Origin of the sequence: Chitinophaga sp., from assembly GCF_035538455.1 — a bacterium.
Taxonomy (GTDB): Bacteria; Bacteroidota; Bacteroidia; order Chitinophagales; family Chitinophagaceae; genus Chitinophaga.
Genome location: NZ_DATLKJ010000196.1, coordinates 1 through 26,746, shown reverse-complemented (window position 1 = coordinate 26,746; position 26,746 = coordinate 1). Strand labels below are relative to the sequence as shown.

16 protein-coding genes are annotated in these 26,746 nt (G+C 47.8%); 9 read left to right on the top strand and 7 right to left on the bottom strand.

The genetic code is table 11. The features are described 5' to 3' along the window. The 7 genes from VM802_RS23585 to VM802_RS23555 all read right to left on the bottom strand — a co-directional run. Positions 1 to 3,922 (bottom strand): DUF8696 domain-containing protein (locus tag VM802_RS23585; RefSeq protein WP_325535245.1); only part of this gene is annotated, 3,922 nt, incomplete at its 3' end. A gap of 48 nt (positions 3,923 to 3,970) precedes the next feature. Next, positions 3,971 to 5,272, bottom strand: a complete 1,302-nt coding sequence (locus VM802_RS23580; RefSeq protein WP_325535243.1) for a DUF4302 domain-containing protein — start codon at positions 5,270 to 5,272, stop codon at positions 3,971 to 3,973. A gap of 11 nt (positions 5,273 to 5,283) precedes the next feature. After that, entirely contained in the window at positions 5,284 to 6,183 is a 900-nt protein-coding gene (locus tag VM802_RS23575) for a zinc-binding metallopeptidase (protein ID WP_325535241.1), read from the bottom strand. 39 nt (positions 6,184 to 6,222) lie between these two features. Beyond that, positions 6,223 to 7,710: a RagB/SusD family nutrient uptake outer membrane protein gene (locus VM802_RS23570; RefSeq protein ID WP_325535239.1), complete on the bottom strand. Its 1,488-nt coding sequence runs from the start codon at positions 7,708 to 7,710 to the stop codon at positions 6,223 to 6,225. Between the two features lie 10 nt (positions 7,711 to 7,720). After that, positions 7,721 to 11,365 (bottom strand): SusC/RagA family TonB-linked outer membrane protein, encoded by a 3,645-nt coding sequence (locus tag VM802_RS23565; protein WP_325535237.1) that lies wholly within the window; start codon positions 11,363 to 11,365, stop codon positions 7,721 to 7,723. Between the two features lie 413 nt (positions 11,366 to 11,778). Next, entirely contained in the window at positions 11,779 to 12,786 is a 1,008-nt protein-coding gene (locus VM802_RS23560; RefSeq protein ID WP_325535235.1) for a FecR family protein, read from the bottom strand. A gap of 115 nt (positions 12,787 to 12,901) precedes the next feature. After that, positions 12,902 to 13,501, bottom strand: coding sequence for an RNA polymerase sigma factor (locus VM802_RS23555; protein ID WP_325535233.1), 600 nt, complete (start codon positions 13,499 to 13,501; stop codon positions 12,902 to 12,904). 458 nt (positions 13,502 to 13,959) lie between these two features. On the opposite strand from VM802_RS23555, the gene VM802_RS23550 reads away from it, so the two are divergent. The 9 genes from VM802_RS23550 to VM802_RS23510 form a co-directional block, all read left to right on the top strand. Next, entirely contained in the window at positions 13,960 to 14,982 is a 1,023-nt protein-coding gene (locus VM802_RS23550; protein WP_325535231.1) for a hypothetical protein, read from the top strand. A 312-nt stretch (positions 14,983 to 15,294) separates the two neighbouring features. Beyond that, positions 15,295 to 15,945 carry a LuxR C-terminal-related transcriptional regulator gene (locus VM802_RS23545; protein WP_325535229.1) on the top strand — a complete coding sequence of 217 codons (651 nt, stop codon included), beginning with the start codon at positions 15,295 to 15,297 and terminating at the stop codon, positions 15,943 to 15,945. Between the two features lie 137 nt (positions 15,946 to 16,082). After that, on the top strand, positions 16,083 to 16,460 hold the full coding sequence (locus VM802_RS23540) for a hypothetical protein (protein WP_325535227.1): 378 nt from the start codon (positions 16,083 to 16,085) through the stop codon (positions 16,458 to 16,460). Positions 16,461 to 16,469: 9 nt separating this feature from the next. After that, positions 16,470 to 16,934 (top strand): hypothetical protein, encoded by a 465-nt coding sequence (locus VM802_RS23535; protein ID WP_325535225.1) that lies wholly within the window; start codon positions 16,470 to 16,472, stop codon positions 16,932 to 16,934. 5 nt (positions 16,935 to 16,939) lie between these two features. Next, on the top strand, positions 16,940 to 20,392 hold the full coding sequence (locus VM802_RS23530; protein ID WP_325535223.1) for a hypothetical protein: 3,453 nt from the start codon (positions 16,940 to 16,942) through the stop codon (positions 20,390 to 20,392). 29 nt (positions 20,393 to 20,421) lie between these two features. Then, positions 20,422 to 21,855, top strand: a complete 1,434-nt coding sequence (locus tag VM802_RS23525) for a ComEC/Rec2 family competence protein (RefSeq protein ID WP_325535221.1) — start codon at positions 20,422 to 20,424, stop codon at positions 21,853 to 21,855. 29 nt (positions 21,856 to 21,884) lie between these two features. Beyond that, positions 21,885 to 23,276, top strand: a complete 1,392-nt coding sequence (locus VM802_RS23520; protein WP_325535219.1) for a ComEC/Rec2 family competence protein — start codon at positions 21,885 to 21,887, stop codon at positions 23,274 to 23,276. Positions 23,277 to 23,318: 42 nt separating this feature from the next. Continuing rightward, positions 23,319 to 24,719 (top strand): ComEC/Rec2 family competence protein, encoded by a 1,401-nt coding sequence (locus VM802_RS23515; protein WP_325535217.1) that lies wholly within the window; start codon positions 23,319 to 23,321, stop codon positions 24,717 to 24,719. A gap of 93 nt (positions 24,720 to 24,812) precedes the next feature. After that, the coding region (locus VM802_RS23510; protein ID WP_325535215.1) for a hypothetical protein at positions 24,813 to 26,746 on the top strand (1,934 nt) is incomplete at its 3' end.

Genomic DNA, 26,746 nt, shown 5'->3' with positions numbered 1-26,746 from the left:
GGGCAAAGTTGCCGGCCACCGGATCTGCAAATACCGGTTGTATGTCCAGTGAATTGCTGTCCAGTTTAGTACCAGCTCTCCAGGCAGCAAGCGTAGTGTAGTTAGCGCCTTTGCTACCAGTATAAGCCTTGTTCACACTGCTTTTTACATAGATGTCGTTATAGTCGGATGCAAAAGCACCGTTGCTAGGTACGTATAGTCCATACCTGGAACCAGGGCCGCTTCTGCTGATGTCGAAGATATTATTGAAGACACGGTTGCCTTCCACAGTGCCGAAACTGCTATTGTAATAACCTCCTGTTTCAACGTCAATAGTATTCTTATCATCATTTAACACCACCGTGTTATGATAGTAGTGGATATAGTCAGAACTGCTGTTGTACAATCCATATATATCACCATTACTGCGTATATCATAAATCAGGTTATTGAAAACCCTGGACGGATTATCATTCGCGCCATCTGCAGACGAATGGCTGATGACGTTGACAGTAGTTGTGCTGGTGAAATTTCCGCCGAACAGGTTATGTATCCTGTTGCTGCTGATCACCACGCCATTGCTCTTACTTCCGATGCCTATACCGTAAAGCTGGTAAGGCTCATCAGTACGCGTAGGCCTGGAGATGTCGTTGTGGTCTACCAGTGTATTTACTGCATTATTTAACTGTATACCAGAGCTATAGGAATCCTTGATAGTATTGCCGATGATACTGTTATTGCCAACCTCTGTATTATAGCCGGTATAAATATTAACACCGAAATAACCACCGGTGATTTTATTGTTGCTGATGATATTGCCTTCGCTGTAGTTGCTGCTGCCATCATCCGGATCTCCGTCAGTACCATTGATCACGATACCGCTGAAGTCTGAATAAGAGCTTGTATTGTCAAGCAGCACGGTACAACGGTTGATCTTGTTGCTGTCTGCATTGTTCCAGATATGCACGCCATAACCGTAAGAACCACCTCTTGCATCAATAGTCAGGCTGTCGAATGTAACGAAGTCTGTACTGCGCAGTTTGATCACGGCTCTTTCATTGGCATCTGTAGATGCAAATTTTATCGTATTGCCATTACCGTTAAACGTAATTGTATTAATGGAAGAAGTACCGGCAATGGAATCCAGCACCAACTGCTCGTTGTATGGACCCGAATTGGCCACCACATTGAACGTCACCGCACCGGAAATACCACACTCCATCGCTGCTTTGGCAGCATTGAAGCTATTGTAGTTGCCTCCGCTGGTAGGCTGTGCTTTGTTGATAGTATATATACCACCTGGCAATGCAGGGTTCACTGTCAGCAATACCGGATCTGAATAAGTGGTGTTCCCGGTACAAGTCACCGCTGCCCTGTAATACAATGTGGTAGTGGAAGTAATCACCGTATCCGGGTTGGTCAGCACGGTTCCGAGATTGGTATACGGGCCGGCCGCAGTAGCAGATGTCTGCCACTGATAGGTTTGCCCCAGGCCAACGGAATTACCGGAGAGCGACAACGCCACTTTCCTGTTCACGCATATCGGCGTAGTGCTCACATGTGCAGTACCTGCAACCGGTGGGGTCGTACAAGGACCAGGTGTAAATTCATATGCGCCGATATCCGGAGTAGAAGCATTTCTCGCAACGTTGTTTATATCTACTGTAATACCAACCGGTTCGCCTTTGTTGTCAATAGAGGCATTGTTGGGTTGATAATTACCTGTTGAAGCTGATACAAACAATGGATTAGAGGCCAGGGAATTTGTGTCTTGTTTTGATGCTGTTTGCCAGTCGAGTAAACTGCTGTTGTTAGCGCCGAAGTAGCCAACATAGGCGGTTCCGCTCGGCACTGACAAATAATAATCATTTCTGTTTGCGTGAATAGTTCCATTGGTAGCGCCGAAATAAATAGCGTACTTGGTACCGCCGCCGCCGCGGGTAACAGAGATAAGGTTATTGACAAATTCAACCCCATCTGCTTTGGAGCTGACTGTGAAACCACGTGTAGTATAAGACGTAGAGGTGGTAGCTGAGCCATCCAGCACAATGGTATTGTGCAGATACCAGTTATTATCAGAAGATGAGTTGTAGATACCATAGGCATCTCCTTTACCACTGAAATCACTGATCACGTTGTTACTCACCACATTCTGGAACTGGCTGATCGCATCTGTATTGGTAAAGTAGATACCATAACTGCCATCCGTTTTGGTGGACGCACCGCCAAAGGGATTGGTGATCCTGTTGCGGGTAATATTCGCGCTGGTGCTTAAGCCTGTAAAATAAATACCATAGAAGGTAGTTAAATTACTTCTGGTAGGCCTGTTGATCTGGTTATTCTCAATCAGCGTTTTGAAAGAACCGTTGATATGAATACCATAGCTATAGAAGTTCTGAATTTTATTGTTGATAATTTTATTGTTACCATTCGCAAAATCAATGCTGCCAGCCATTACAACACCGTAGTAACCACCGTTGATCGTGTTACCGTCGAAAGTATTATAATCGCATTTAGCATTGCCGGTACCTGTAGGCGAGGAAGTAGAACTGCTCACCACAATACCTGCATGATTCGTTGATGAATTAGATGTAGTGTCCAGCAGGATCGTACAGTTACTGATCGTGTTGCTGTCTGCATCATTAAGGAGATGTACGCCCCAACCGTAGGTCGTAGCACCGCTGAGCACCGGTTTGATCACCAGGTTCTTGAAAGTAAAGTTATCCGCGCCGTTCAGCTGTATCACCGCACGGTTGGCAGATGTACAAGGGAAGCGCAGCGTATCTCCGTTACCGTTAAAGGTAATGGTGTTGGTACCGGATGCGCCAGGCACCGGCGCCAGTACCAGTTGCTCATTATACGGGCCGCTGCCTGCGGTTACATTGAACACTACCGCGCCAGTGATCCCGCATTTGATAAAATTGTATGCGTCATTGAATGAAGCGAAGTTGCCGGAACCGGTAGGCAACGCCTTATTAATAGTGAATGTACCGCTTACCAACGTCGGGGAAGTTACCACCGCACTGGTAGAGAAGGCAGAACTGCCGCTTCCCGTACACGTCACTTTACAACGATAGTAAGAAGTGGCCGATTGTGTAGAAGAAAGCTGGCTGGATGTTTCACCGTTAATATCTGTCCAGGTCGCATTGTCTGAAGAACGCTGCCACTGGTAAGTAAGGCCGGATGCGACTGTTGTACCGCTGAGGGTAACGGTGAAGTTACCGTTAAGACATACGGCGGTCGGATTCGCAGTTGCCGTTCCTGCCGCAGGCGTACCTGTACAGGCGGCGGCAGGCGTCCAGGCAAATACGATATTCGGCCTGGTGTTCATGCTGCCGGTATTGTCTGTATTGACAGTACCGCAAAGATTATCTTCGTTATCCCTGCGGTAGGTATGGGAAGCATTGAATGAAAGCCCTGTTGTATAAGGTACTTCAGGGTTATTGGAATACAAATCTCCTGTATTGGTATTGGTAGCGCCACTGCACACTTCCACCACAATATTATCAACACCATTCCAGAACATAGGTGAAGACAGGTTGAATGAGTTAAGACCTGTCACGGGCTGATAGTCCAGCGGACCATAAACATTGGTTGTCACGGGTACCCAGCTGTCGCCCTTCAAAGCCGTATCCGCAGTTGTTCCGATCTTAATACCATACAACTCAATGGTGGTGGTGGTATTAAGATTCTTGACCAGGAAGCGGATAGCAGTGATCGCGCCGGGGCCCATTCCTGCCGCCGTCAGCTCCGAAGCGCGTATCAGGTACTGTGATCTGTTACCTTCGTAATAATCCTGCAAGGGACACGGATACCCGGTACTGCTATTACCCGATACATCGTTCCCGATCTTGATATCAGTCTGCGCCGATAGCCGTAAAGCCAGCATCAGCAACATCACTGACATCCATGTGATTCTAAACAGTGCTGTATATTTTTTCATGTAAATAATTTTTGGGTTTTCTGGTTGGGGATCTTCATGCGGCATATTTTAAAAACTCCAGCTGATCCACGATTTTCCATCACTCGCACTTACCATGTCGTAGGCTACAGGTCCTACCTGGATAAGGTAGAATCCCTGGGGGTTGGCCATCACGGCACGTGAGCGCAGAACGGGGGTTTTATCGGGAGGAAGTTTTCCATAGAGACCTATATCACTGAATACCGCACGGCCGTCGCTGGTAAAGTCCGGCTGCGTATAGGCGGGACCGTAACTAAGTGTTGGCCTGGCATCTCCCACTTTCAGCACAAATCCAAGCATATCAAAATCAACACCGGCCCCCTGTGCCTGCGGCCAGAATACCAGCTGGAAGAAATCAGGCAGGGAACGGATATGGAATGCATCATCCGCACCGTTAACATGGAAGCCTTCATCCGAACCCCAGTAACGGCCCCGGTCCAAAGCATACTTATACCAACGCTGCGGAGCATTCACATCCAGCGCCAGCGGACGCACCGTTTCACCAATGGTAGCGGCACTGCCGTTCACAGAACAGGTCAGCTGTCCGTTGCTCCAGCGGATATTGTCAATACTGCTGATCACTGAAGTGCTGTCATTGAAAGCGGGCGACAAACGAATACCATCCGGCGTATAGTAGTACCCGGTGGTAAAGGTTTGTGCCTTCCCTTTATAGACCCATGTGAAGTTCATCAGGTGCAGATTTTGGCTGATCCTGATGTCGTATTTCGCATTACCGGCAGTGAGCCGGCGGAAATAAGTGAGGATAGCGGAAACGCTGTCAATATCGCGGTTCATGCGATGCTGATAATAATTGTCCATATCCTGCTGGGTAGCTTTTACCAGCAGGGCTTTGCTGCTGTGAAAGCGGCCGGTGAGTTCTATTGTATCACCATGCAGGCTGTTAATGGCAAACTCAAAGTCTGAGCCGAGGCCCTGTCCGTAAGAACCACCATTGTTACCGGCATCTGGGTCGCACAATACATGCAGATAAGAGTAAGTATCAAAGAGAAGACTGGGCTGCTGCAGTGATTTCAACCGCCAGCTGCTCTCCCGCATCTTTACGCTGGATGTACCATCCAGGTCGGAGAACATCTGCACCCTGTTGGAATCATTGAAACGAAAGAAAAAACTGAACACGCTGTTGGGTACGCCGGCAGGATATACCAGCGCCTTCCAGCCATAGGGTGCTCCCGTCAGTACAGCCTGATATTGACGCAACGTTTCATTGATACGTGCATCCGGAGACTTGTCAAATACAGGGTCCAACTCCTTTTTGCAGGCATATAGTCCGGTGATGAGTACTAGTATTAAACAGAATAGATTTGTTTTCATACAGGGTTAATTTAATAGAGCAACTGATCAATCTCTTTCCGGGTACGGCTTTGCAGACTATAGAAATCGATATGCCATACCGTCTTGAAATAGTTGACCACCATAGATTCTTTCTTCCTTAACCGCGCCTGCGCCTCCGCCTGCGCTACGCCATTGGGACTGACACCAGGCGGAATGCCGTTCACGATCTTATCGAAACCGGCTTTTCCTTCCACCAGCATCATGGATATCATCTCCACAAAATCTTCGTCAAATGCCGCCATGGAATAAGCTGTCACAAAGCCGTCACGGCGGGCTGCCGCGTCTGTGATATTATTCCAGTTGGCAGTGTACAACCCTGCACAGATACGCTTGAACTCCACAGGATACATGATGGTCTGATGCAGGATGTGCCCGAACTCGTGTTCAATCACATGAAACATCTGTTTCACATTGCCGGAATCGCCGGGCTGATAGCCGGGCATATCCCTGGTGAAAAAATCATTCACGAGATAAAGCACCACCTTGCGGCCACCTTCAGCAGTACCAAGGGTAATAGTGCCGTTCTCATTCCAGCTGGCGCTGCCGGAAAGGATGAAGAATTTGGGGCAGTATTTTTTGAAGAACAGCATGCCCGCTTCATCGATGTAAGGGTTCATCCATACCTTCCTGATAGCCTGCATAACAGGTATTACCTTTTCTTCTTTAGGCGGTACGAGGGTTTTGGTGAGATCAAATTCAAACTGATCCCACTTGTATTTCACAGCAACATTGTACGGTATGGTAAGCGAATCATGCAACCAGCGGTCCAGCGGACTCTTGATCCAGGTGTCGCCACCCAGGCCGGGGATGTCGTCTATCACACCGATGTCATTGCTCTTGCTGCAGGAGAGCAGGAAGCAAAGAGAGAGGAGTAAGAGCAGGTATTTCATTTTCAGGTTTTTTTTCTTCAGATTTCATAAATAAGCTGATCATCTGGGGTTGAGGGCAAGGCCCGACATCGTTACAGACTGGGGCAACTGGAACACACGGCGGTTATCGCCGGGCTTCAGTTCAAACACCTGCCCGTCGCCGGTACGATGGGTAATGGGGGCATTGTATCTCATCAGGTCAAACCAGCGCATACCTTCCTGCACATATTCCGCTCGCTTGAAATCCAGTATAGTCCGGATCAAAGCGGTCCTGGTATCGCTGATGCTGTAGAACTCCTTTATTGATGCAAGCGTGATCTCATGCACATTGGGATCATAGTTCCTGATACGCTTACTGGCAAAGAGATTCAGATCTTTCAGCACATCGTCGGGATTGTTGAGCCATGCATTGGCTTCTGCACGGTTGAACAGTACTTCTTCTGTCGTGAAGAGCGGCGTCATCACATAAGCCTCACCGATAGTGGCATTCACGGACGACTTCACGAAATACTCTGTGAGCTTCGGTACGAAATAATCCTGCGATCCGTAGTAGTAAATCGGATAGCACCATTCCCCTCCCGTTACGTTATAGCCCAGGATCTGTGTCTGCCGGGCATAGTCGAGATCGTAACGGTAGCGGCCTACGTTGCGGCCAAAGTTGGACACTGTCTCCACTAGCAGCAGATTGGCATCATCGGCAGCACTGGCATAGAGATCAAAAATCTGTGCCGGCGACATCGTGCTGTACTTTGTATTCCACGGCCGTATGTGGGTCGCGATGTCATTGTTGGAGAAAGTCCGGTCCGCAAACTGCCTTGCCTTCGCATAGTCTTTCCTGAAGAGATAAAAACGTGTGGCGAAAGCATAAGCAGCGCTCCTGTTGAAATGATAACGGGGAACCGTGTAAGCCACATCATTGATCAGCGGCAGTCCTTCCTGCAAATCCTTCTCTATCATATCATACACATAAGACACCGTTTTACGGTCATACTTCTTTATCACAACCGTTTCCGGCTCAGTCACATAGGGGATGCCGGGATCAACAGCTGCAGAAGCCGGATCATACATTTTTGAGAAAATGTTCACCAACATAAAGTGGGCATAGGCACGCGCTACCAGTGCTTCACCACGCTGTGCGCGGTAGGCTGCCGTATCTGCCGCCTTGTTACATGCCTGGAGGGCCTGGTTGGCAGCGGCTATGGCCTTATAGCATGCCTCCCAGTAGGCCTCCGGTGAATCTTGGCTGACAGATTGGATATCACGAAAAAAGAAAGCGTCAATATTAGGCCGTTCATCCGTTCCCGTTAACTTGTCCGCTACATTGTCCGACATGGATTCACACATCACAATGTAGGTGGCTTGCGGGTACGCTGTACCCAGCAGTTTAGACACCTTGGAAGGAGAACTGAGGTCTGTCCAGGTACTGTCCGGCACCTGCTCCAGGTACTTCTTACAACCGCCCAGCAAGGCAGCTGCTGTTACCAGCAATGCCAATGCCGCAGGCTGTATTTTTCGTTTATACGTATATGTTATATCTCGATATTTCATACCGGCTGATTTAAATACCTACTTTAATGGAAAAGGTGAACTGTTTCTGGATAGGCTGCGCCACGCCGCCGGCATTGAAAAACTCCGGGTCCTGCCCCTGAAGTTTACTGTCGGCATAGATTAACCATGGGTTAATAGCAGCTCCGGTTACGGACACGCCATTGAAGCCCACGCGCCGTACCAGCGACGCGGGCAGCTGCCAGGTCAGGGATACTGTTTTCAATCGGATAAAATCTCCTTTGGCCACCCTTTCCGTCGAGTAGTTGTAATTGTTGTAGGGATAGGCTCCCCGGATCATTCGCTGTTGGAATGCATCGAGGATAGATGGTACGTTAGTCTGTTGTTCATCTCCAGGCATGATCCAGCGGTCATAAAACTCTTTCGGCATCGCATCCAGGTCAGAGTAAGCTGTCTTGAATGCAGGATACAACCGGATCTTATTGCCCCATTGGTAAGTAAAGAACACATTCAGCGAAAACGCCTTATAGCGGAACGTATTGGAGAATCCGCCCGTTATCGGAGGGTCCACCGGTCCCTGGTAAACGAGATAACCGGTATTCTGATCCTGCAGGTACACATCCGGGCTGGTCTCACCTTTCTGATTAATGAACTGCGGCGTACCTGTTTTGGGATCAAGTCCCTTGTATTGTATAGAGAACAGGCTATGCACCGGATACCCTTCCTTGTTGCCGCCTTCAGCCACCACGAGATCGAAAATGCCCGGTGTATTCTTGGCATTGGTGATCTTGTTGGTGTTGTAACCAAAGGTGAGATTGGTTTTCAGTCCCCATTCCTTTTTCCGCACCAGGTCCCCTCCTATCATCAGCTCCACACCCTGGGAGGTCATATCAGCATAGTTAGCGGCCTTGAACATCTCGCCGCCGATGCCGGATGTCTTAATAATACTGATGAGATCAAAGCTTTTCCTGCTGTATACATCCAGTGCAATATTCAGGCGGTTACTGAAGAACCCTGCATCCATACCAATGTTGGTGGTATACAGTTTTTCCCAGGTAAGGTCATCATTCTGCAAATGCGATAACCGGATCACAGACTCTACTTCACTGAGATGCGGCCTGTTCGTATTAATTGTCTGGTAGACAATATTGGAATTCGTGGCCGGCCCCATGCTGGCGGTGAGGCCATAGCTGGCGCGTAACGTGAGGTAATCCAGTTTCGAGAACCGCTGCATGAAAGGCTCGCGGTCTATGTTCCAGGAACCTGCTACACTCCACGTGGGCAGCCACCTGGCTTTACTGGATTGCCCCAGCCTGTTGGACCCATCGTAACGCGCTGTAGCAGTGAGGTTATACTTCCCGTCATAGGCATAAGTGGAAGTGGCATAGAACGCCGCAAAGCGGTCGTAATCCCGCCCCATTCCGTAGTAAGGGAAATTGCTTTCTATCGTTTGCTTCAGTATGCGGTAATCAATAAAAGGCTGGCCACCGTTTTCATACTGGTAGCCATAACCTGTGTTGGAAGCGTTCTGCCTGTCGGCCGCCTTCACCTGCTGACCAATGAGCACATTGAGATGATGCCGCTGTGCAAACGTATCAGTATAGTTAAGCGAATTCCTGAAGTCATAGTTGATCAGCTGATCTTCCGTGCGGTTGTAAAAACCACCGGCAGGTAGCACGATCACAGGCTGCGCATCCGGATTATCCGGATCGCGGTACAGGAATTTATTGCGCTGTGCAATGGTAGCATTGTCAGCCGCCCTGTAAGCATTGGCCATATTAGCGTTCTCAGTGATCTGATGCTCACGGGAAGATTTCACATACCTGATAGCGCCGGTAAATTCATAGCGCAGGTTCTTGGTGAGCTTCCAGGCAAGATCACCCTGCAGGCGCAGGTCCATCATGTTCAGATCCAGGTAGTTGTTCCTGAGCTCATTGATGATATTGAAGGGCGCAAAATTCCTCCTGAAGTATTCCAGTTTCCCGTTCTGGTCGTACGCGGTAAGTGTACGGCTGGTATTCAAAGAATAGCTGAACGGGTTAATGTCAAAGTCGCGGTCATACTGACCTTCCACCGGGTTGCTGCTGCGGCTGAGCGCACCGGGAGCCTTCTGCTGGCGCACAGAAGCGAGCGCCGAGAAACCGGTGGTAAGTCTGTCTGAAAGTTTGTACGTGTTGCGGAAATTGAGCGTATAACGGTTTACTTTGTCGGCCAGCGTCCATCCGTTATCACTATAGAAGCTGGTAGAGAAATAAGATTGCGATTTGTCTGTACCTGTAGAGATGCTGAGTGAATGTTCCTGGACAAAATTGTTACGGAACAGGAGGCCAAACCAATCGGTGTTGGCATTGGCATAGCGCATTAAGAAGGCTTTCCTCGAAGCCGGATCATTGGTAACCGGGAAATTGCCGTCAGGGCCGGCATTCAGCAAATCATACATTTTGCCAAATACACCTATGTCTGCACGGGAAAGAATATCAGAAGTAAGGATTCCTTTCCTTTCCAGCTCCGCCAGCACAGACATCTGCTGAGCGGAGTTCATGATGTTGAAGTTATTGTAATTGGGCTTCAGCTGTGTGCTGAAGTTACCGCTATAGGCAATAACAGGCTTGCCTGCACGGCCCTTCTTGGTAGTAATCACGACTACGCCGTTCATGGCACGGGCGCCGTACAACGCAGTAGCTGCGGCATCCTTGAGGATGTCGAAGCTCTCAATATCATTAGAGTTAAGACCAGCCACAGCGCTGCCCAGCAAGGTCGTGGGATCACCGCTCGACAACTGATCGTTGGAGATATTGACCACATCTTCCAGCACCACACCATCTACCACCCACAAAGGTTTGTTATCTCCATTGATAGAAGTAGCGCCGCGAATACGGACTTTCGGCGCTGTGCCGAAGGTACCGGAAACGTTCTGTATCGCCACACCAGCCACCTTGCCTTCCAGCATACGGCTCACATCCGTCATACCGTCTATCTTCACATCTTCGCCTTTCAGACGGGTAGCAGCACCGGAAAATTTCGTTTTCTCAATACTCTGGAAACCCGTTACCACCACTTCCTGCAGGTGGGTAGGTTTCTCTCTCAGCGTTACATTGAGCACACCGTTTCTGAATTGCGCAGAGCTGACCTCCTCCATCCTGTATCCGGTGAAATTAAATACCAGTACAGCATCTGAGGCAAGACGCTTCAACTCATATTCACCTCTGTCGTTAGTTGTAGTGCCGCGTGAAGAACCTTTCACCATAACAGTAACACCCGGCAGTGGTTCTCTCTTTTCTGTAGTAACTACGCCTTTTACATCAGTAATACGTGGCTGTACTTGTTTTAGTATAGCCGGTGCCGTTAGCGTGGCCACCTTTCTGTTGCTATCCCGCCTGATGACAATCCGATTGTACATGACGCTATAGGAAAGGGAATATGGCGTCAGCAGCTTGTTCAGCAGGTCGCCCACTTTCTCATTCTGTGCAGCAATGCTTACTTTGTTGGTGTTGAGCGCTTCATTGCTGGTATACACAAAAGAGACTTCAGCCAGGGAGCCTATTTTTTCCAGCGCATCCCGCAGCAATACATCGTGCAGGTGAAGGGTAATTTTCTTCTCCAGCGCATCCTGCGTGCCCGCCGGGCCGGCATGAGCGTGCAGCACAGCCAGCAGCAGCACAAGATAGCAGAGATAATGTCGGGTTTTTCTGAGCATAAATAGTTGTTGAATGTTTTCATTCCGGGTAATAGGATTCCCATTCCGGTTCCTCGTAAGAACCGGGCAATAAAGAGCCAGCTGCATTGCAGCGACACTTCTTTCAGCAGTATAGGACCATTAAGAGATTAGCCGGAGAGCGGTGATGGCGTTGTTGTCATAGTTTGATCTCATTTGGTTGATATTAACAGATAAATTTTCAACAGTTAATTTTGGGCAATAAGAGCCTGATAACCGGATAGGTTATATCTGGTCATACTAATGGCAGGTTCAAAAAAAACCAATTCCTGGTAAAGCCGGCGGATAGTTTTACCGGCAATACTACAGACGTTACTGAAGCTGTTTAAGGTCAACAGTTCTTAAGACACAAATAAGGATACAGTCCTGGTTAACGGTTTTCCGGGTGATCAGACCTATTGGCAATTTCCACCTACTATCGTATAGCCGTTTCCTTCGGTATCTTTTTCAATTCGGGCATTTAATGTTACGGCAATTAATGTTAGCACTTTATTTAATTCATCGTTTATACTGAAATCACCGTAGAAGCTGCACTGTCCCACAGCTCCGGGGGCTTTGACCGGGATATCGTAATATCGCTGCAGGTCGTTGAGTACCTGTGAAACAGCAGTCCCTTTGTATACAAATTTACCATTGCGTCGCTGTGTTAGGAACCTGGCGTCCTCAGTTCCATCTATAAGTTGCATCTGGCTGGAACCAGGATGGTATACCATCCCCTTGTTAGCGGTAAGTACCAGCTGCTGGTTGCTTCCTTGTGTTACTGCGGTGGTGTTCACCTGTACCATTCCGGATACCACCGTAACCCTGGCGGCTTTTCCCAGATGTACATCCATGTTAAACGAAGTACCAAGTACAGTGGTTTTGATCAGTTCAGAAGAAATCGTAAATGGGCGTACAGCATTCTGCTTTACTTCAAAAAAAGCTTCTCCCCTGAGATCCACTTCGCGTGCAGTTTTTCCGAAGTTATCCGGAAAGGTAATACCGGAGCCTTTCTCCAGAAATACCAGTGAGCCGTCAGGCAGTGTAACAGTCTTCCGCTCAGATTGCGCCGTGACAGCCACCATCTTCACCTGTTGCTGCCGGGTGAGATACCACGCTGCACCCAGCACCAATATTACCGCAGCCGCCGCGGCCACCCAACGCCTGTAAAGTGTGAACGTTCCGGCAAATTTCCTGTTGTTCAGACCAAGACGCTCGTGAATATTTTTCAGCATGCGCGCTGATAAACGTTTGTCCAGCTTCTCCTTCATCATCTGCAGGTCTGCCTGATAATCTTCCATTGCTACTGTTTCCAAATCGGATAGGTCGTCACCTTCCAGATAGGCCCGCATCCAATCTTGCTCTTCGGGAGACCATTTATCAACATGTAACAGTTGTCTTAGATATTCTTTTCTGTTATACACTATCGCGACGGGTTTAATGTAAATACGCCTGGGTAAGAAAAATGGGTGGGTGGTTTTCTGTCTTTTTTTAAAAGATTTTCATATTATTTTAATGATAATATAATAATCATTCATTTTAAGAAAGTGTACCCCTATAATTCAGGAAAAACAATAATAATAAAATATACCTGGGGTCGCCGTTTCGCTGCATATAATCATTGAGGATAAGCATAGCAGCAGACAAATGCTCTTTCACCGTATTCCGGGAGATATTCAGCTCACTCGCCACTTCATCATAGGTCTTTCCCTCCAGTTTACAACGGGTAACAATCGTCCTTTTCTTGGGAGATAACTGCGCAATGGCTTTCACCAGCAGATTATACTGCTCTTCATTCATCGAGGCATGATCAGCAACCGGTATATCCCCTGCCTCCTGCGCAAGAATATTCTTGTGCAACGCCTGCTCACGCATCTTTTTTCGTATATAGGTAACCGATAGGTTGAAGCTGATGACAAACAACCATCCACTCACGGGCTGGTCCGGGCGAATCGATTCCCGCTTCTCCCACAGACGCGCAAATACCTCCTGCAATATATCTTCTGTGACAGCAGCATCCTTCACAAACTTGAAAATATTCCGGTATACAGCCTGGTGATATTTCCAGTACAGGCTATCAAAAGCATTTACTTCATTGTTTTGTAACTGTACAACCAGTTCAGCATCGTTTATATTCATATCACTTCTTTTATATAAATCATACCGTGGAATATAATTTATACGGCTAAAGAAAAGCCAGGTTTCCCATTTACAATGGCTGCTATTTTTCAGAGGTATAAATTAGTAACAAATATTATTATTTAATAATTAAATTCGCATTACATATAATCATTACGTATTATACACATAGAAAGAATGCAGTAGTACTTTTCATTTACAAAGATGCTAACAGTTCCGCCTGCTATGGCGCAAAGTAGTATGATCAGTTATTCCTCTGCCGTTGACCCACTGATGATTTCATCATAATTATACTATAAACTTAGCTTATTTAGAGAATATTTAGGAATTTAGGAATTTTGAGATGTAGGAATTTTGAAATGCGGCGAAAATTGTGTCACACCATTAAGTATGGATTTGTTGATACTGGCAACATTTCAAAATTCCTACATCTCAAAATTCCTAAATTCCGAAATATTATGGCAACTCCACTCATCCGTATGCTGAGCATATGCATACTATTTACGTCCTGCAGCAAATCCACTTTCACAGACGCTCCCGGTAAAACGATCAGTACTCCTAATCCAATTGCCGGATTAGCGGCGCCACCATCCGATCCCGTCAGAGCTGTACTGAGAGGTTACATCGAAAAGGTAACGTCAGCGGATGCACGAAAATACAACGCTAAAGACAACGTCGGCCACACAATGGATTGCGCTAAAATCATTCCCAATCCGGAAGGTGGCTTCATTGCGGTATATCATACCTATGTGAATGGCGAAGCCAAAGTAAACCTGGCCTCCTCTCCTGACGCACTCAACTGGACATGGATCAGAGAACTCGCCGGAAGCAACACAGGCAGCGCATCACAACCCACCATCGCCGTTGCTGCCGAAGGTGGATTTATTATGGCTTGGGAACAGGAACCCAAAAACCACCTGAAATTTACCTACTTCAGCAGCTGGCAGAATCTGAAAAACGGCGCTGTCAGCAAAAGTTTCGATGCGCCGCAAACACTCTCCACCTGCGCAGAAGGAACACCTAATCTCTACTCCGCCAGCATCACCAGACTCGACGTCGGCCACCACTATTATGCGAACTGCGACGTAGACCGCCAGGCCCGTGGCACACTCACCAACTTTAATTCCTGGTCCACTCAAAAACAACCCAACTTCGATAACGCCTTGCTATACTGGGGCGTCAAAGGAAATATCGGCGACCGCGACGCTACCTGGTTCAACAGCTATCAGTTCGGACTCATCGAAGGCCAGGGAATAAAAGGCGACTTCGGCAGCTGGAGAACTTACCTCTACGATTATCAGACTGGCAATGCTGACACCCTCCATATTGTTACAGATAATCATAGCACCGCTTTCGCCAATCCCACGATCACCAACATTACTATTAACGGCCAGCGTGCCCTCTTGGTTACACTCTTCATTCCCAGCGAAGGTGCCGGCAACGGCGAAGCTGGCGAGCTTATCTATTATAAGAAGTACTAACCTGACCAAATGTTTCTCGCAAAAAAGCAAATGCTTCTTTGTGAGAAACATTTGTCAACCCCTATTTTTCCCGGTATCCCCTATTAAAAATTCCCTTACCTTTATTCCATCGCCTCCATTAATATAAAAGACATAATCAACAAACCGGACGATATTACAAGACAATATGCTCCAAAAAAAAACCGCTTTCCTTGAATGGAATTCCGGGCAACAATACACCTCAGAAAGTATGCACACAAGATCATAAGCGAAAGAGCCTCTTACTCAAAATAACCAGCCTGTGAAATACAGTGACTGGGAACTGCTTGTCGTATGAAACATTACTATCCCATCCGTCTGTTCATCGCGGACCACCAGGAAGTATATCTAGAAGGGCTTGCCCATATGCTGCAAGCCGTACCGGATATAGATCTCCTGGGCACCACTACCAATGGCAATGAGCTTGCTACCGCACTTACAGTATTACAACCAGACATCCTCCTCACAGATCCGTCATTTGATGTCGGAGACAATACAACCGTGCTGCAATACGTACCCAAAGCATTACCGGATGTAAACATCATCGCTCTGTCGCTGCTCGATGATATACCCATGCTGGGTTATATGCTGCAGGCCGGTGTTCAGGGCTTTCTGCTCAGACAATGCGACAGGCTGGAGATACTCGAAGCCATTCATGATGTATATAATAAGAAACCTTATTATTGCCGTGCAATTGCTTCACATGCCTTGCGCCTCTTTTCCAGTACCCGTACTGCTACACAAAGAGAGCTGTTTAGTGCGCGAGAGAAACAAATCATCCAGCTGATATGCCAGGATATGGCAAGCAAAGAAATAGCAGCCAGGCTGGAATTAAGCAATAGAACAGTGGAAGGCTACCGGTTACGGATCATGGAAAAGATGAATGTACGGGGAACCGCCGGTATTGTGCTATATGCCATCAGACAGAATATCGTGGAAGTATAAAGAAAAAAAACAAACAGAACAAGCGTAATATTACGCATGCCTCACGGGATAAATACGGTTTATACAAAAAAACAGTCATCCTACCTTTACTGCTGTAATTAAACATCATTTTTTTTAACCTTCAAAATCCTATTAACATGGCCTTCCCTTATAGCCAGACAACACCGCTGGTAAACTCTATTTCCGCAAAAACTACTGTTACCCTTCAGGGTGGCATGCAGGTAGCTACAATCGAATACAGCTCTGCCGCAGGGTTACTCGGTAAAATGGTACTCTCACCCATTCAGCCAACTGCCGGCCCGGAAACATACAAAAGAGGACAACAAGTATTAGTTATTAACCAGGCTACATTTACAGCCGCCCAGGGATTCGTGGATGGAAATGTTTTTGTAGACGGAAGCGGCACCGATCAGCACGGAAAAAATGATACGCCGTTTTCTGCCGATATTGCTGACTGGACATCCAATGGCACCGCAGGAGCGAAGGCTAAAAAGGCAACAGCCAAGGAGCATTAATATGATAAGATGCCTGTAAAAATACCAGCAACAACAGGTGCAATCCTGTTGTTGCTGATCTCCTCCTTCCTATACGCTCAACAACCAAAAGCCGACGATTGCCTCCCTGCCGTATTTTCCACTCCCGGCCAATGCTCACAACGCATCCTGGGCGACCTGCAGATAATATACAAGATCGACAGCTCCGGCAACACCGTAACCTGTGTGTTATTACTGAATACACAGCTGGCGGGCCTGTGCAGACTGACGCCAACAAGCAGCACGTATATTTTTGATCTGGTTCTGGGAAACGGGTCAGCGAAAGGTTCACTGACAATGTTCCCTTCATTGAAAGATACACCAGGCATGCTAAATGGCGATATCAGTTACAGCGTATCCGCTAACAACCGCAGCTTCGTTTTCAAAGGCGTGCTCGCTGCATGGTATGCCAATGGCATTTCACCACCGCGCCCGCAACAAACAATAAACCGCTGAGTCCTATGAGTACCTTCGCATTCAGCAACACCAATTCGGGTAACGCCTCGCTATACACCACTCCTGACGATAACGGCTGGTGCGCTTTTGTGCTGGCATCCGGCACGTCCTCCAGCCAAAGTACCCTCAGCCTCAAAGACACAGCTGTCATTAAAGGCTATTATCTTTTTGCCAGCACAGCGCCTCTCATCGGTGCCGATACACTGGTGCAAAATGTATGGACTTACATGACCAATGTTCCCCGGCTAACACCCGATAATGCATTGATGTGGCTCAACGCCCCCGACGACGCCCTTACCGCAGATAATGTAACAGCCCTCTTCCTCCAGCAGTACGGAACGGGTGGCTTCGTCATACAACAGCAAATGAACTTTAGCTTCGGCAACAACTACGCGGCGCTGTACATCGGTAACATCCAATTATTTTTTACCGTCGATAATGACAATAGCCTTTTCTCACTCAATATCAACGATCAGCCAACACAACTCACTTTAAGCGCTAACAGCGTTGCCTCCAGCACCGTTACACAGCCCCTGCCCCTGATCATCCCGTTTACCGGTATTGGAAGAGGATGCATGCGCTTTGTACTTGGCTTCAATATGGCCAGAGACTTTAGTGCGGTAGCCTATGACCTCAGCATAAAATATTTCTACACCAGCGCAGCTGATAATTCGCTTTCTGCCATCAGCTATCCCGTAATCCCCAACGGCAGTCTCAACGACCTCCTCCTCTGCCAGGCAAGTATTAACCCTGTCGACATGTTAAATGCGCATAAGACAGGAACCTACTTTGCGCTCCTCGGGCAAACCGTTAATTCAGATACCCTCCTCTCCGGTGATACGTTGTTCAATACCTACTATACTGCCGATTATGGTTATCAACTCATGATGAAACCAGTAGTCAGCCTGTCCGCTATTAACGGTACAGACAACTATCCCGGCCCCGGCAGCGCCCTGCTGGTATTCAGTTGCAGCGATGCTGCCAGTACACAGAAATGGTACATGGTACCTTCCGGAAACTTCACCGTAGTACTGGATAGCAAGGATGCCGTTTATCTCGACAGTAATAAACAAATGCGCTTCATGAACGGCCTTGCCGGCACAGAAAGCGTGAGCTTCACACCCGAAGTAAATGGCAGCACGGGCGATCTCCTGTGCTTTACACCCAAACAGGCCGCATATGCCGACCGGTTTCCCTTAGCTGGAGATCCCAATCTGGACGACGACGGTAATGTACTTCCCTTGCTCAACACCAGCTACCAGACAGCCTGGGCCGCAATGCAGCAAGGTAGTACCAGCAACGCCACCGTTATCTATCACGCCCAACCCGTCGGCGCTTCCCTGTTTGCTGCCGGCCAGGATGTATTTACAGACAACAAGGAAGTATTGGGCAGCCTGGTACCAAATGCAGGTGTGCTTTCAGATACCATTATATTCCCGATGGCCTCCTATGGCGCCGCTCAATCCAGCAATGCACTTACTGACATCAGACAATACGAACTACAGATAATCAGCCCGCAGCGCAAAAACGTAATTGGCGTAAAGCAGCAGCAGCAGTTAATGCAGGCCCGCAAGTCCATGCAAAATACAGCTGCTGATATTATACCAGGCACAAGTCCGCAAGGCTTCTACATCGAGACAGACAAAAACACCAGCATCTGGAAACTGATGCAACTGGCCAGCAACCAGTATCTGCAAAGTGATGGTAACACGTCGCCACTCTACAAACTTTTCTTCAGCGATCTTGGCCATACCCTGCAAAGCGCCTTCCAGACCAATCAGCTGTTCAACGTCATTTCCTTCAATCCCACTGTAGGCGGCAATCCTTTACTCGGCTCCTTCAGCAATGAAATGTACATGGACGGCTGGCCTTTCATACTGGATGTGCCACAACAGAATGTATATGGCCAGTTCAACAATGTGCTGATCTTCAAATTCCGTAACGGCGCACTGACTGATCATATCAGCAATCCCCAGGGATGGACAATGGCTGATCAGTTCAACATGACAGACAACAACGGCCTGCAAATGCTATCCGCGTGGTTACAGCAGTATGTGCAGACGGGTATCAATAATTATACAGTTAATAAAGACAACGATTACTATAAATTCTATACAGCAGTTACTGACCCGGAATGGCAGGGCGTTCTGGCGCTTGCCATCAAAGTGGATGTGCAACATTTCCCTGCAGCACTTCAAGGACTGCTTGCAGGTATCGACCTGCAGCGCTTCAATGCACACCACTTTGGCATAGACATCAGTGTAGTGCACAATGATAACGGAGCATTATCGATGTTGCCTGTGAGCGCCCTGTTTGGTTTGATTGATTATGAAGACCAGGTATTTGCTTCACTGGGACAATCAGTAGAAAGATATAAAAAAGAAGCGCCGATCAATACCGATGTAGACTACGACTTTAAAGTACTCAATCTCAAAGTACTGTTCAGCAATGCCAAGGTCGTTAACTTCAACAGCAACATCGCACTGACGCTCAATAAACTTTTCGGAGAAAGAACCAAAGCAGATAACAGGGAGAACCTCTTGATATTACGCGGCACCTGTGAAAACCATAACGGCGTACCGGCTTATACATTTGTTGGCACAGACGATAACCTCATCTATGTTGATAGTGCCATCATACAGGATGTGGAAATACAGAAGGCCTCCTTCAGCACCACCGTACCACAAAGTGGCGGCCAGGGCATTGTACAGTCAGTCTTCTCCTGCTGGGGATTCATCAACTTCAACAAACTGAGTGATTTTGATATCCTCTCTTTCGGTAGTGAAACGAACGGATCTCCGCATGGTGCCGGTATTGCCTGCGCAGGACTGAACCTCGACATGGACTTCCCGCTGGAAACACCATCCACCCGCACCTTCCGCTTCGACATCAGCCACCTTTCCGCAGACATCGGCCAGAGCACAGCCCGCAACGACAGCCTGTACCGGCATTTCCCGCTACAACTCACCGGCATGACCACCGGCACAAAAGATAATACACCTGCATCACAGGGATTCCTCAATGTAACACAATGGATAAACCAGCCACAGGAAGGCATTTCAGGTGATTGGTACGGACTGGTATTTACACTCAACATGGGTACGCTTGGTGCGTTGGCTTCAGCAGCAGGTTTCAATACCACTTTCCTGGCAGCATGGAATGTAGGCGGCAGCGGCACCGCCGCCGCGCTGAAGCTCCCCGGCGTAAATCCGCAGGCTCCCTTCTTCAGCCTGCAAGGTGTACTGAAACTGGACATCGGCTCAGTATCTATGTCCCTGGCGGATGGCAGTACTACCGGTAAGATGGCCTACCTCATGAAGATCAACAATATTGCTGTGAAACTACTAAGCCTTTCCTTTCCGCCGGGCGGCAATATCGGCTTCTTCCTCTTTGGCAACCCCGATCAGGATGCGCCACCGGAAAGCCTTGGCTGGTATGCTGCTTACGTGAAGAAATGAAATCCCCAACACCTTAAAACATCAACCATATGTTTCTCTTTTCCCTCAAAAGAAAACTGTACAGTATAATATGCTGTATAAACCTGTTGATACCGCTGTGTGCCGTAGCGCAGAACGAGTTGTTGGAAATACATCATATCAATGTGGAAGATGGTGATGCCACCATGATTGTTATACATGATACCGCAAGTAATACATTCCCGGTGAAAGTGCTGATTGACGGGGGCATAAAAACCTCCAACGTTTTCCTGGCTACCTACTTCAAAAATTATTTCAATGATTCAATGCCGCTTGCTCGCTTTAAATATGTAATACTAAGCCATCACCACAATGATCATTACAATGGCTTTAAATACATCGGAAGGCGTGATTTCATCCAGATCGACACCATCATAGATGTCGGTGGCTATCCACTTGGCAATGCTTATGCACCCATTAAGCCTCCTGACTCAAGCAAGGCAGATTATGCGAGAGGATATTATGCAAAAGCAACGTCAACAAGCGCCAAGCCGATGTTCGTAAAAACATACCTGAAGGCATTGAAAATGGCCTATGATAGCGGACTGCTTAAATCGAGAAGCAGCGTCATTACTTCCTTTCCCAGAGATATTGGGAAATCTGTTACCATCGGTACTGTTAACGGAGTGCCTGTTACCCTTACCTGTGTAACGGGGGCTGCATATGCTTATGGGCGCAAGGGAGACTCCGTGTACTGCGGCGTATCCGCTAGCAATAGCCCTAATGATTACTCACTTGGTTTCGTTCTGCAATATGGCGAATTCCGCTATCTCTCCGCCGGTGATCTGGGTGGAGAAAACGGCGGCAATTTCAGGGATCAGGAAACCGTCCTGGCCGGTGGTTTAGACACATTGCTTCATGCATTCAGTTACAGCTATGACTCAACGGCTACTAAAGACAGTACAAGAGGGCATATCTGCGCCTTCAAAGCAAGTCATCACGGTAGTGACCACAGCTCGAATGCCACTTTTCTACGGATACGGCCTGCCGTAGCTGTTATTTCGGCAGGGTCCAAGGATAGCTGGGGATTACCCCACCCCGACTTTCAACGCCGGCTGGACACCACCTGGATACCGCTATCCAACCGCACTTCCGCAACAAGGCCATTCGGCATATCTGACAGAGGCTTCTATGCAACTAATCTATATGACTTCAACTATCACGGAGGTAACAGAGACAGTTGCCGGAAATATGCAGTGCAATTGTTCGCGAACAGAGACGATACCTATTTCAGTTATGGCAATGATTACGATGCCGCAGGCGCCGCAACCACCAATATGACGGGTACCAGTAAGGACAGATTATGTAAGGACAATTATATATTGAAGGTAGAACCCCTCAATATCACCACACAATGTACTTTCTATTTATACCGGACGAATTATGCAAAGGGCGTTATTATGGCGCCGGCGGGAAATTTTCAGTGTCACCGCAACACGCCATAGCTAAATACTCATCATTCAATAAACAATCAATGTTTCATCAGCTAATACATAACATACTTCGCAGATACTGCTGCTTCCTCTGTCTCCTGGTACCGCTATGTACTGCAGCCCAGAACGAGATACTGGAAATACATCATATCAATGTGGAGAATGGTGATGCCACCATGATTGTTATACACGATACCACGGCCAACACCTACCCCATGAAAATATTGATAGATGGCGGCAACTCAGGGACAGACAAATTTCTGCAGGGATACTTCACCAATATATTTGGCGCCACCAACATACCGGTTACATTTAAATATCTTATCCTGAGCCATTTTCACCAGGACCATTATAAGGGGTTCAACAAACTGGGCAATGGTACTATTTTCAGAGCAGACACAATTATTGATCCCGGTGGATATAAACTAACCAGCACTTATGCAAATATCCGGCCGCCTGATTCCACCATAAACCGGGGCGCAATGAATGCTGCAACAACGTACAAGAACGCCATCAAGACGGCATACACCGGCGGTTTCCTGCGGTCCCGCAGCATGATCATTACTACTTTCCCCGGCGACCTTAATAAAATACTTCCGCTGGGTACCGTCAACGGCGTACCAGTAACACTACGATGCATAGGCGCCGCAGGTTATACGTACTACAAAGGAGCAAAGAACAACAACCCCTCCAATAAGGTCAACCCCAATAATTTCACGTTGGGTTTTATACTTGAGTACGGCCAGTTCCGCTACTTTACGGCCGGCGATATGGGAGGATATGGCAACGGTACCTGTTCCGCATATATCGATCAGGAAAATAATGTAGATGATAATCTCGACTCCCTGTATAAAACAAAAAGCTATTATTTTAATAACCAGGCTGCACAGATCTCCACACGTGGCCATATCTGCGCTTTCAAGGTAAACCACCATGGCAGCGACTGCAGCACCAACCTCAGCCTCCTGCGGTTTACTGCGTGTGCAGCATTCATCTCCGCAGGCAATATGTCGAAGTGGGGCCTGCCTATACCATCATTTCAGGAACGGCTGGACACCGGCCTGGTGCCGCTTTCCGAATGGTCCGCCGCCTCACGTCCGTTAAGTGTCAGCAATCGCGGTGTATATGTTACCAATCTTTACAATTTTAAAAGCGGCTCTAAATACAGATGCCGCAGTACTGCCGTTGACCTGTTTGCTAACAAGGACAGCACCAACTTTAGCTATGGCAACGATTACAGCGCTACCGGTGTGCACGGCAATAACCAGTATCAGAGCAAGGACGCGCGTTATAAAGACTCCTATGTGTTGAAAGTAGAACCACAGAATATCACCACTCAAAGTCAGTTCTATGTATATCGTGTCAATTTTAACAATGCAACCTACCAGGTGCTGTCAACCTTCCAGTGTCACCGTAACACATCGCCACCATGATCCGGTGTCCACCCCTGCTTTTCTTTCTAAAAATTCATTCCCATGTACAACACTATCCGCTATAAAAAAATCCACAGGTACTTCTGGCTTAGCCTGCTGCTGATGCCGCTGGCAACAGCAGCCCAACATGAAATCCTGGAAATACATCACATCAATGTTGAAAATGGCGACGCAACAATGATTGTGGTACATGATACTGCTGCCAATACCTACCCCGTGAAGATATTGATAGATGGCGGCAACTCGGGAACAGACAGATTTCTGCAAGGCTACTTCAATAATTATTTCGGCGCCGTCAACATGCCGGTTACGTTCAAATATCTCATCCTGACCCATTTCCATAAAGATCACTATGCAGGCTTCAACAGATTAGGCGCCGGTAACATCTTCAGGGCCGACTCCGTGATTGATCCCGGAGGATATACACTGGGCCCTACATATGGGCCCATTAACCCGCCACAAGCCACGCCCGACAGAGGCGCTAAAAAAGCCGGCGACGCATCGATATACAAGAATGCCCTGAGAACAGCCTACAATAATGCTTACCTCCGGGAACGCAGCAAAATCGTTACCACCTTCCCCGACGATATAGGCAAAGTGCTGCCGCTTGGTACCGTGAATGGTGTACCGCTCACCCTTAAATGCTTAGCCAGCTCCGGTTATACTTATAGTACCGGTGGCGCTACCGTCGATAATGGTATTGGCGGACGTAATAATGCCAATAATTTCTCGCTGGGTTTCGTCCTTGAATATGGGCAGTTCCGCTACTTCACCGCCGGAGATATGGGCGGATACGAGAATACCGGCTGCACTGCTTACATCGATCAGGAAGCTTCCATTAATGGCGGTTTCGGTAGTCTTTATAGCGGCACAAGCTATCCTTTCAATCAGGATGCTGGCGGCGCAACGGCTGTCGGCCATGTCTGTGCTTTCAAAACAAGTCACCACGGCAGCGATTGCAGCTCCAGCAAAGACCTGCTGGACTTCTCCGCCTGTGCCATGTTCCTGTCTGCCGGCTATATGTCAAGATGGGGCTTACCGGAACCAGCATTTCAGGCACGTATAGATACCATACTTGATCCGCTCTCCGAATGGGATGCCGCCAGCAGACCAGTAGGGGTCAATAACCGCGGAATCTATATCACCAACCTGTACAATTTTAAAAGCGGCACAAAAAGAACCTGCCGCACTTCCGCCATCAGCCTGTTCGCCAATAAAGACAGTACTAACTTCAGCTATGGCAATGATTACAGCACAACCGGCGTACATGGCAACAACCAGTATCAGTCTAAAAATGTGAATTATAAAGACAGCTACGTATTGAAAGTAGAACCACAAAATATCACCACGCAGAGCCAGTTCTATGTATTCCGTATAAACTATTACAATAACACCAATCAACCGCTGTCTACATTTCAGTGCCATCGTAATACAGCGCCATGATCCAATGGTGGTAGCAACGGCACGAATCAGCTATTATCGGCATTCCAATGCCACAAGAACGCACCTTGATGAATATCTGTTAAAACAGTAACTATGGATCTCCAGCAATTAGCACAAAAACTACAACAGCAGATACAGTCCGGTCAGCTGACACTGACCCCGGCACTGATTCCCAGTAATCGTTTTCCATTCCTGCTTAAAATGCTGTCGCTGCAAAGCATGGTATTCACGCTTACTGCCGCTGATATAACGGTGAAAAACAACATCCTGTCTGTCTCCGGGAAAGTGAATCTGTATAACCAGGATAACGACGGCGTATTGCAACTGATCAATACAAAAGGCGATATACTGGAAACAGTACTGGACTCAATCCTGAACAACCTCTCGATCATTCAGCTGTCACAGATGGGATTACTCCCGCTGAACAGACTGGCCGATCCAAATATATTTCCTGCTATCCCATTTCCGGGTATTCAGCTGAACGCCTCTTCTGTAACCTTCGCATTGACACTCTCCGTCCTTTCGTCCAATGTCGATTTCCCCATTATTCCAGGTGCAGGAGGGCTTTCGCTGAAGAACTTCGGCTTTGCCCTCATCACATATGTCAATCCTGTCAATAATCAACGGACCCCCAATTTTAATGTCACCGGTACTTTCCGCATTGGCAAAACTGACCTGGCTATATCACTGGCCGTGCCCATCAACAGCAATATGCCAGCCAACCAATGGTCGCTGACATTCTCCACTGAACAAACATTGACAGGCGGTATATACGATGTTCTGGGGCTCTTCCCCGGCGAAAATGTACTAGGCAGCATGCCGCCCGAAATACCAGTGCTGAGTAACTTCGGCATTAGTCAACTGAGTATACTCTTTAATCCGTCTATAAAAAAGATCTATGATGTAACCGTCATCATCTCCAATCCGCACCCCTGGCAGGTAGCCAGCGGCTTTGCTATCGAGAAGCTGCGTGTCATGATGCAGTTCAACAGGGTACCGGCCAAGCCAACATTTACACTAGACATCGACGGCGTATTTAATCTGAAAATGCAGTCTGCCACCGTAGAACTGGATGTCAGCGCACATCTGCCATTTGGTGAAGATGAATGGCTGCTCTCTTTTTCCGCCGATATTGAGATAGATAAATACAACGAATTTTTCACCGCACTGCCTGGTCTGTCCGGCACGCAGGCGCCTGCCCTGCCGGTTGATATCAAATTCGACAGCTTCAATCTCAACACCCTCGACATCACCTATAATGCAACCTCCAAAACGGTTAGCAGCATCAATTTCGATATATCAACAGAGATAGACATTAAATTCTTCAATGTACTCGATATTATAAATCCAGCGATGGCGCTGGATATAGAGAACCCCTTCTCTTCCGCAGACCGCACCATCAGCGGGTTTATCAGAACACAGCTCAACATCCTCGATATCCCGCTGGAACTCCGCGCAGAAAAAGCAGATCCCACGGCCGGATGGACATTCCAGGGAGCCATGCTGCCAGGTGCTACTATCAACATCATGAAGCTGGTGAAAACGTTCCTCTCCACCCTGGGTATCACCAATCTCCCCGCCTGGGTGGATCAGGCATCACTGGATATCGAAGGAGTAAACGTTACCGTATACACACCCGCACCCGGCGCAACAGACCAGAAAAACAAATACAGTGTAGGCGGTACCGTTAAGTGGCAGTTGAATTACCAAAGCTTCATTCTGCCCAAACTCACCGCGACATTGCAGATGGACTACGTCAACGGCAACGCTTCCGGTGTAATCACAGTAGATACTATACTGCTGGGCATGAGCTTCAAGGTGGGCTATAAATTTGGCACACCGGATACGCAGGTATATCTCGAATGGGAAGGTATTGTAGCCCAATATCAGCATGATAGTGTCAAGAACATTGACACCATCACCGTTACATTCGGGAAGATGTCATTGGGCGATATCATCACACACCTGATTGCATCCTTTGAACCAGGATTTACGCTACCCGCACCGTGGAATGTACTCAACAGCAT